This is a genomic window from Arcobacter rhizosphaerae, from assembly GCF_049472155.1.
Taxonomy (GTDB): domain Bacteria; phylum Campylobacterota; class Campylobacteria; order Campylobacterales; family Arcobacteraceae; genus Arcobacter_B.
The window spans coordinates 612,019-620,103 of the sequence record NZ_JBMOVW010000001.1; the positions used below are offsets into that span (position 1 = coordinate 612,019).

The 8,085-nt window shown below is 26.8% G+C and carries 5 protein-coding genes; all 5 read right to left on the reverse strand.

The genetic code is table 11. The features are described 5' to 3' along the window. Window positions 1-9 precede the first annotated feature (9 nt). Window positions 10-1,152 carry a hypothetical protein gene (locus tag ACH5BH_RS03025; RefSeq protein ID WP_404303865.1) on the reverse strand — a complete coding sequence of 381 codons (1,143 nt, stop codon included), beginning with the start codon at window positions 1,150-1,152 and terminating at the stop codon, window positions 10-12. Window positions 1,153-1,163: 11 nt separating this feature from the next. Beyond that, window positions 1,164-2,117: a hypothetical protein gene (locus tag ACH5BH_RS03030; protein WP_404303863.1), complete on the reverse strand. Its 954-nt coding sequence runs from the start codon at window positions 2,115-2,117 to the stop codon at window positions 1,164-1,166. 93 nt (window positions 2,118-2,210) lie between these two features. Next, window positions 2,211-3,485, reverse strand: coding sequence for an HlyD family type I secretion periplasmic adaptor subunit (locus tag ACH5BH_RS03035; RefSeq protein ID WP_404303862.1), 1,275 nt, complete (start codon window positions 3,483-3,485; stop codon window positions 2,211-2,213). Window positions 3,486-3,491: 6 nt separating this feature from the next. Further along, entirely contained in the window at window positions 3,492-5,618 is a 2,127-nt protein-coding gene (locus ACH5BH_RS03040) for a type I secretion system permease/ATPase (RefSeq protein WP_423297403.1), read from the reverse strand. 14 nt (window positions 5,619-5,632) lie between these two features. After that, window positions 5,633-8,077, reverse strand: a complete 2,445-nt coding sequence (locus ACH5BH_RS03045; RefSeq protein ID WP_423297404.1) for a tetratricopeptide repeat protein — start codon at window positions 8,075-8,077, stop codon at window positions 5,633-5,635. Between the last annotated feature and the right edge of the window lie 8 nt (window positions 8,078-8,085).

The window sequence follows — 8,085 nt, forward strand, 5'->3', positions numbered from 1 at the left end:
TAAAATCCGCTACTTTTTTTCTAATTTATCAATTCTATTATTTAAAGATTCAACTAACTGCAATAATATTCTATTACTTTCTTCTTGTAGTTCTAGGTTTCTTTTCATTGTTCTATGTTCTGACATAATAACATTAGAAATTTCTTGTAATGATTCCTCCATCATTGATGCATTTGAAAATTGATTTACATTTAATTCTCTTAAATTATTTACAATATCTTCAAGTAACATTGTTTCTTTTTCATCATTTTTATTACTTGAAGATAAATTATCATTGATGATTTTATACATCTCTTCTGTTGTAGAGTTTGACTTTTCAAGTTTTTCAGTAAAATTACCCATTGTGTCTATAAATACATCTAAAAAGCCAGCCCCAGGTGATGCAACAGCATTTGATGAACTTCCTTGATTTACTATCATTTGAGGTAATCCACTCTCTTCTAAAGCTTCAGAAGATTGCGATTCGATTATTTTACCTTTCATCCAATCTTCAACATCATGTAAGAATGCCGCTTGATTTCTTGTAAGAATATATTGCATTACATTCAAAATAACTGCTGAAGCAACACCAAATAAAGATGAAGCAAATCCAACTGACATACCACCAAGAGGACCTGAGAAACTTGTCATAACTTCACCTAAATCTATATCATCTCCACCAAATGATAAAATAATTGCACCCATTTCATCAATCGCTACAAGTAAACCTGTAAATGTACCAAAAAGACCAAGCATTAATGATGTTCCAACAAAAAAGTTAGTATAACCTTTTTGATTAAAAAACTGATCAGCTAACCAATCACTAACATCTTTTGCTTCATTTTGTGTAAAATAAAGAACACCTTTTTTAGCTCTTTTATTAAACATGTGAGCAATAGTTGCAGGAAATACACCTGTAATTCCTTGGAGATAAAACTCTAAAGCTTTACCTTTTTTATAAGCTAATATACCAAATGTACCCGAAAGCATTGTAAGTTTTATAGCTGCTTGATATAAAATCAATAATCCAATTGAAAAGATTGTAAGAATCGCTACGTTAAAAGTAAGTGTAGCAAAAAAGAAAGTACTAATTAACTGAATATTAGAAAAAACAAGGAAAACTAAAAATAGTAAAAAAATGAAATAAATCTTTAAAATTTTAATACGTCTCATCAGCTAACCTCTTAAAACATAAATAATAGGATTGAAATAACTAAACCTAAAGCAACTGTTGTTACAGTCTTTGTCATTTTATCTACAATATTTACAAAAGAACCACTATTAGCAACTGTTTGACCTATAATTACAACACCTATTACATTTCCATTAAGATCAGAAACTTCTCTAACTGATCTATAAAACTGATCATCTACAGAATAACTTACATCCATCATTTTTGTAAATTCTTCTTTTCCATTTTCAATGATTTTTGCAAAAAACTGTCCATCATATCTAGCTTCTTCAACATATAAATCATTAACTACTTCTCTGTATTTACCATTTCTTGCTTTTATTGATAATTTGTTTAACATTCTACTTTCAAGTAAAAATAAAAAAATCGAATCTTCTTTTGTATATACATCTTTAAAAACATGTAATTCTTCTTTAAGTTCTAAAATACCAACGATTTTATCTTCTAAGATTATAGGTTGAATATAAACTAAATATATTCCATCAAATAAAACTTCCAGTCCAAAGGTTTTATTTTTCGTTGTAATTACTGAATTGATTGTATTTCTATATTGGTTTACTTGATTAATTACTGGGTAAAAACTAAGTTGTAAAGTTTCAAAACCACTATCTTTAAAGCTTTTATTATACTCTTCTATATTATTACCTACAGCTATTAAATTATTAACTTGAATTTCATTTATAAGATTTTTGTTAGAATTAACAGATAAAAGTATTTTTTTAAACTCTAATTCTTTTTCATAAAACTTATTTTTTAAGTTTTTATCATACGATGAAGCAATATTTGTATAAACTTCTTTTGAAGCATTTTGTGTCATGTGTGTTAATAGATATAAGGAAAGAAAAATACCTGTAATTGATAAAACAGCTAAAACTGTAAACCACAAACCTTTATTTTGCTTAAGGTTTTTAATACTATTTTGAATAAACTTAAAGAAACTAAACATTTAAACCTCTCAATTACTACATAACAGATATGTTACACTAAATAAACTTTTAATAAAATAAAGATTTATTAACTTTTAAATAACTATTATCTTTTATTTTTCACTTAGTGCATTTTTTCTTATATCTTTTAAGGGTTTTATTATATATTCAAGTATTGTTTTTTTACCTGTTAATATATTTACATTTGCTACCATCCCCGGTAAAATAGGTAAATCTGGTGCAAATTGGTTTGTCTTAGCTTCAATTTTCCCAAGATAATATACATTGCCATTTCTATCTTCAAAAGAATCAGCAGAAATTGAAGTTAACACACCTTCAAGTAAGCCATATTTAGAAAAATCATAGGCTGTAACTTCTATTGAAACACTTTGTCCCTCCCAAATTAAAGCTCTATCTGATGTTTTTATCTTAGCTTCAATTGTTAAAGAATCCTCAAGTGGAGTTATTTCAGCCATTTTATCTCCAGGTTTTACTATTCCACCTATAGTATAAAAATATAATTTATTTACAATACCATTTACAGGAGAAATAACTTCTTTTCTAAGTTCTCTATCTGTATTAGCTTTATTTTTTTCAATTAATTTATTTATTTCAGTTTTTATAGTTGAATATTTATTTAAATATTTACTTCTTTGTTCTGATTTAACCTCTTCAATTCTTTTTTTTGCTTCTTCAATTTCTTCTTTTATAATAGGAATACTACTTCTAGTATCAGAAAGCTTTGTAACTATATTTTGTTTTTTTGATAGTTCACTAATGTACTCTTTTTTTGATACTGCATTTTTTTTGTATAATTGCTCCAAAATTTTCATATTAACTTGAGCTAAATTTAGTTCAATAGATAAGTTTTCATATTTTCTTTGAGCTTCTTTTAGTTTTAATCTCTTTTGATTTAATTTGTCTTTATAAATATTTATTTTATTTTTGACATTCATTAAATCTTCATCAAATAATCTTTTTTCATTTTCAACTATATCAGGAATTTTTTCTATAAACTCATCTGGAAAATTCAACTCTTTTTCTTCATTTATAAAGGCTTTTAATCTAATTTCACTTGCTTTGTAAGCCAATAAATCAATCTCTTTTGATTTTAAATCTGCCTTAAAAAATTCATTTGACAAAGTATAAATTACTTGTCCTTTTTTAACAGTTTGTCCTTCTTTTACATTTATAAAAGAAACAATACCTCCTTCAAGATTTTGAAGTACTTTTGTTTGGCTTGAAGGTACAACTTTTCCAACACCTCTTACAACTTCATCAATTTGACTAAAAGCTGCCCATGAAATAAATGCAACAATAAAAAGCATAATTGGAACTACTGATACATAATAATTCCATTTTTTTTCTTCAAAAAATCTACTATCCATAAAATCCTACTTTTTTTGTTGCAGAGCAGCTAAGACTTGGTTTTTAGGTCCATCTGCTACTATTTTTCCATTATTTAAAACAATCACTCTATCTACTAACTCTAAAGCTGCAAATCTATGTGTAATAACTATTAGTGTTTTTTCTTCTAAAAGTTTTTTAATATGAGTAATTAAAGTCTTTTCTAAACCAATATCCATACCAGTAGTAGGCTCATCTAAAATTACAACTGATGGGTCATTTAAAATGGCTCTTGCTAAAGCAACAAGGTGTCTTTGACCTACTGATAAATTAGTTCCTCTTTCCCCTACTTGAAGTGCATCTCCTTGACCTGATTTTTTCACTAATTCATCTAAACCTGTAAGTTTAATAATCGACATCAATTTTTCTTTACTTATTGGATTTGATAACTCAATATTTTCTTTTAAAGTTCCTGAAAATAAAAAAGGTTCTTGAGGCATAACACCAATATTCTGTCTTACTTCAACAGGATGAATTGTAGAAATTTCATGATTATCTAAATATACACTTCCTTTAGTTGCTGTATCAAGTCCAGTTAAAAGTCTCATAAAAGTAGTTTTACCTGCACCTGTTTGTCCTATGATACCTACTTTTTCACCTGGTTTTATTTTTAAGTTACATTCACTTATAGAAGGATATTTGCTATTCTTATAAAAAAACTCTACATCTTTAAACTCTATTTCACCTTTTATTTTTCCTAATCCAATATCAGGCTTTTTCTCATTTTCTAAAGGAAGATGCCAAAACTCATTTATGTTATTAAGAGACTCTTTAATCTCTTTAAATTTAATAACCATCATAGAAGTTTGAATAACAGGAACCATAGCTCTACTTGCTAGTATTGTAACTGCAATAAGACCTCCAACTGTTAAGTTTTTATTAGCAATTTCAAAAACTCCCACAACAATTACAGCCATTGTTACAAATTGAACAACTGTTTGTGATAAATTCATTGAAAATACGTTTAAAGACTGTATTTTTTGAGTAATTGAATCAGTTACAGCAACTAAATTTCTCCAATTAAATAGTTTTGTTGATGTTGCATTTGATAGTTTGATAATCTCACTACCTTGAATAGTCTCTACTAAATAGCTATTTTTTGATTGAATATTCTCAACATTTTTCTTACTTAAAGTTGATATTGGTATTTGCATAAAAATATTAAATATTACAATTAAAATAGCAACAATAATAGGTACTGCTGCAACTGTTGGAGAAATAAGAAATATTACAAATACAGCTATAAAGAAAAATGGTAAATCAATTACCTGTAGTATAGATTTTGTAGCAAAAAAATCTTTTATCTGGGCTAATTCTCTAAATAAATTTGCTTTTGAACCTACAAGTGTTGTATCATATTCAGATTTTATAGTAAGCATTCTTTTCATAAGCTCTTCTTCTAAATAAACTCCAAGCTTTTTTCCAACTTTCTCTATAATATGATTTCTAACACTTTTAAAATATACATCAAAAAGAAGTATTATCACAACTCCACTAGCTAATACAAATAAGGTTTCTGTTGCATTATTTGGAACTACTCTATCGTAAACACTCATTGTAAACAAAGGAACAGCTAATGCAAAGATATTTATAAAAAGTGTTAAAAATCCAACTTCAATATAAGACCGCCAAAAGGTTTTTACAGGATTCCAAAACCAACTTTTATCTCTTGGCTTTTCTAAAGTCTCTTTTTTATTTGGATTTCTAAAAACAAGTATTGCTTTTTTAAAATTTTTTAAAAAAACAGGAGATTCTTGAACTTGTTTTTGTGTTATTGGGTCAAAAAGATAAACGTCTCTATCTTTTTTTAAATATATATAAGGCTTATCATTTTCATCTATGATAATACATGGGAAAAAATGATTTGGGATATCTAAAGCATTTATATCTTTATATACAGCACTAAGCCCTACTTCATGAATGACATCTATTGCTATTTCTTCTGTAAATCCATTTGAACTAGTAGCACAAAGATTTAAAATAGTATCAATAGATATTTCACCAAAATAAAAGTCTAAAATATACTTCAAAGAGTAAAGTAAAGGATACTCTTCTCTTTGGCTTATTTCATTATTATTTTCTATATTTTCATTTGTATTTAAAGTTTCTTCCAATTACTTACCTATAACTAAACTTTTATTTTAAAATTAGAAAAAAGTTTATCATAAATAGACTGAAATACGCTATCCCATACTCTATTTGTTTTTTGTCTAAATAGTTTTGCACTTGGATACCATAAAGATTTTTCACCTTTATTTTGCCATCTCCAATCAGGTATTTTTTGTAGTGGAACCCAGATTGGTTTATTTAAAGCACCAGTTAAATGAGCAACAGAAGTATCAGAAGAGATTACTAAATCAAGTTCATTTATCAAACTAGCTGTTTTAGAAAAGTCTGTTAACTGTTCTGTTAAATCTATAATATCATTTTCAAAGCCAAATTTTTTAATATCTTCTTTTTCAGGCCCCACTTGAAGTGAGTAAACATTTACTTTTTTACTTTTAACAAGCTTTTCTAAATAATTTAAATCAAAAACCTTTCCATCATAACTCTCACCTGTTACAGAAGCACTCCAACAAATACCAATATTTAAAGTTCCTTTTTTCTTTGTAACTTTAAAAGTATCATCTTTTTTTGCTTTTAGGTATCCTTTGTGTTGTTTTAACTCTTTTATATTTTTAATACCTAATACATAAGGCATACTCATCATAGGTAAATGATAATCAAATGAAGGTGTATCTTCACTTCTGTCTGTTAAAATATCAATCTCTTCTAAACACTTAAATAGCTCTTTTAACTCATCTCTACATTTTACAGCTATCTTACAAGAAAACTTTTCTTTTATATCAGCTACAAATCTAATAAACTGTAATGAATCACCAAAGCCTTGCTCAGAATGAATTAAAAGTGTTTTATCTTTTAAGTCTTCTTTACCTGTAAACACAGGCTTTGAGAAAATATCTTTATTATTAAAGATATGACTTTTCATCTCATCTTTTTGAAATCTATACTCATACTCTTTAAAACCATTTTCATAATCACCCTTTGCTAAATACATAGTTGCTAAATCAAAGTGAGCATTTACAAAATTTGGGTCAAGTTCAATTGCTTTTTTATATGACTCTATTGCTTTATTTGCTTGGTTTAAATATTTATATGAAGTTCCTACATTACTGTAAGCATTTACTCCATTGGGAGCTAATTCAATAGATTTTTCATGTAACTTTGCAGCTTTCTTATACTCATGGATTTTATTGTATACATTTCCTAAATTTGTATAAGCTCCTGCATTTTGTGGGTCTTTTTCTATTGCTAAGTTTAAAGAGCTAATAGCTTCATCATATTTTTTTAGTTTATTTAAACAAGCTCCAATATTACTATGTAATTCATGATAGTCTTTATCTATATTTAGTGCAATTTTAAATATTTGTATTGCTTCTTCATACTTTTCTTGTTTATAAAGTATTACTCCTATATTGTTTACAGCTTTTGAAAAGTTTGGATTTATTCTTACTGCTTCTTTATAGGCCCATATTGCTTTGTTTTTATCGCCTAATGCTTCAAAAGTAATTCCTAAGTTATTATAAGCACTTGAATTTTTTGGATCTCTTTTTATACAATCACTAAAAGCTTGAATGGCTCTTTTGTAATCTTTTATATCTTTTAAAGCATTTCCTAAATTATTGTATGTCAAAGCATTATGAGGGTTTATTTTTATTGCTTTGATATAGTAATTTATAGCTTCTTTACTATTTCCTAAGGCTTTTGAGACAACTCCTAAATTTCCTAGTGCATCTTCATTGTTTTCTTCAATCTCTAAAACTTTTAAATAAAATTTTTTACAAGCTTCAAGATTTCCTTTTTTATATTCTTGTAAAGCTTGGTTTGTTAAATCTATAACTTCTTTATTTGACGAAATAGTTTTAAAACCTTTTGAATTTCTAAGAAGACTTATAAAAGTAAGTTTTGATATTTTTTCATCTGCTATTTTTATAGGTAGTGAGCTTTCATGAAGTTGTTCAAATCTTAGCTTTAAAATTTCATGGATATTTACTCCATTATTTTTCCAACCTTTATTTGTTGGAACTGCACTTATTTTATTATTTAATACATAAAATAAAGCATCTTTTTTTAATGCTCTTCTAATCGTATCTATTTCCATTTGAGGAGATAAACAATGTTGTAAAACCCAAATACTATATGAAGCATCAAATCTAAAGCCTTTAGCAATATTTACTTCCAAATCTTGTGGAGATATAGCTTTAAAATTTTCGCTATTTACATACTCTTTTGCCATATCTCTCATAGAATTAGAAATATCAACTCCTATTACTTTACAAGATGTTTTTTCAATAAGACCTTTAGCTACTCTTCCTATACCACAACCAAAATCTAAAAGTGTCATGTTTTCATTTACTTGTAATTTTTCTATAATATCATTTACTATGAAAGGTGTCTCTTTTTCCCATCTTTCTTCACTTTTTAAATCACCCTCATTTGTAAGGATGATTTTTTTTGCTTTGTCAATATTTTCTTGTTCAAAAATATTTGGATTATAAACTATTTTACTCATTATGCTCC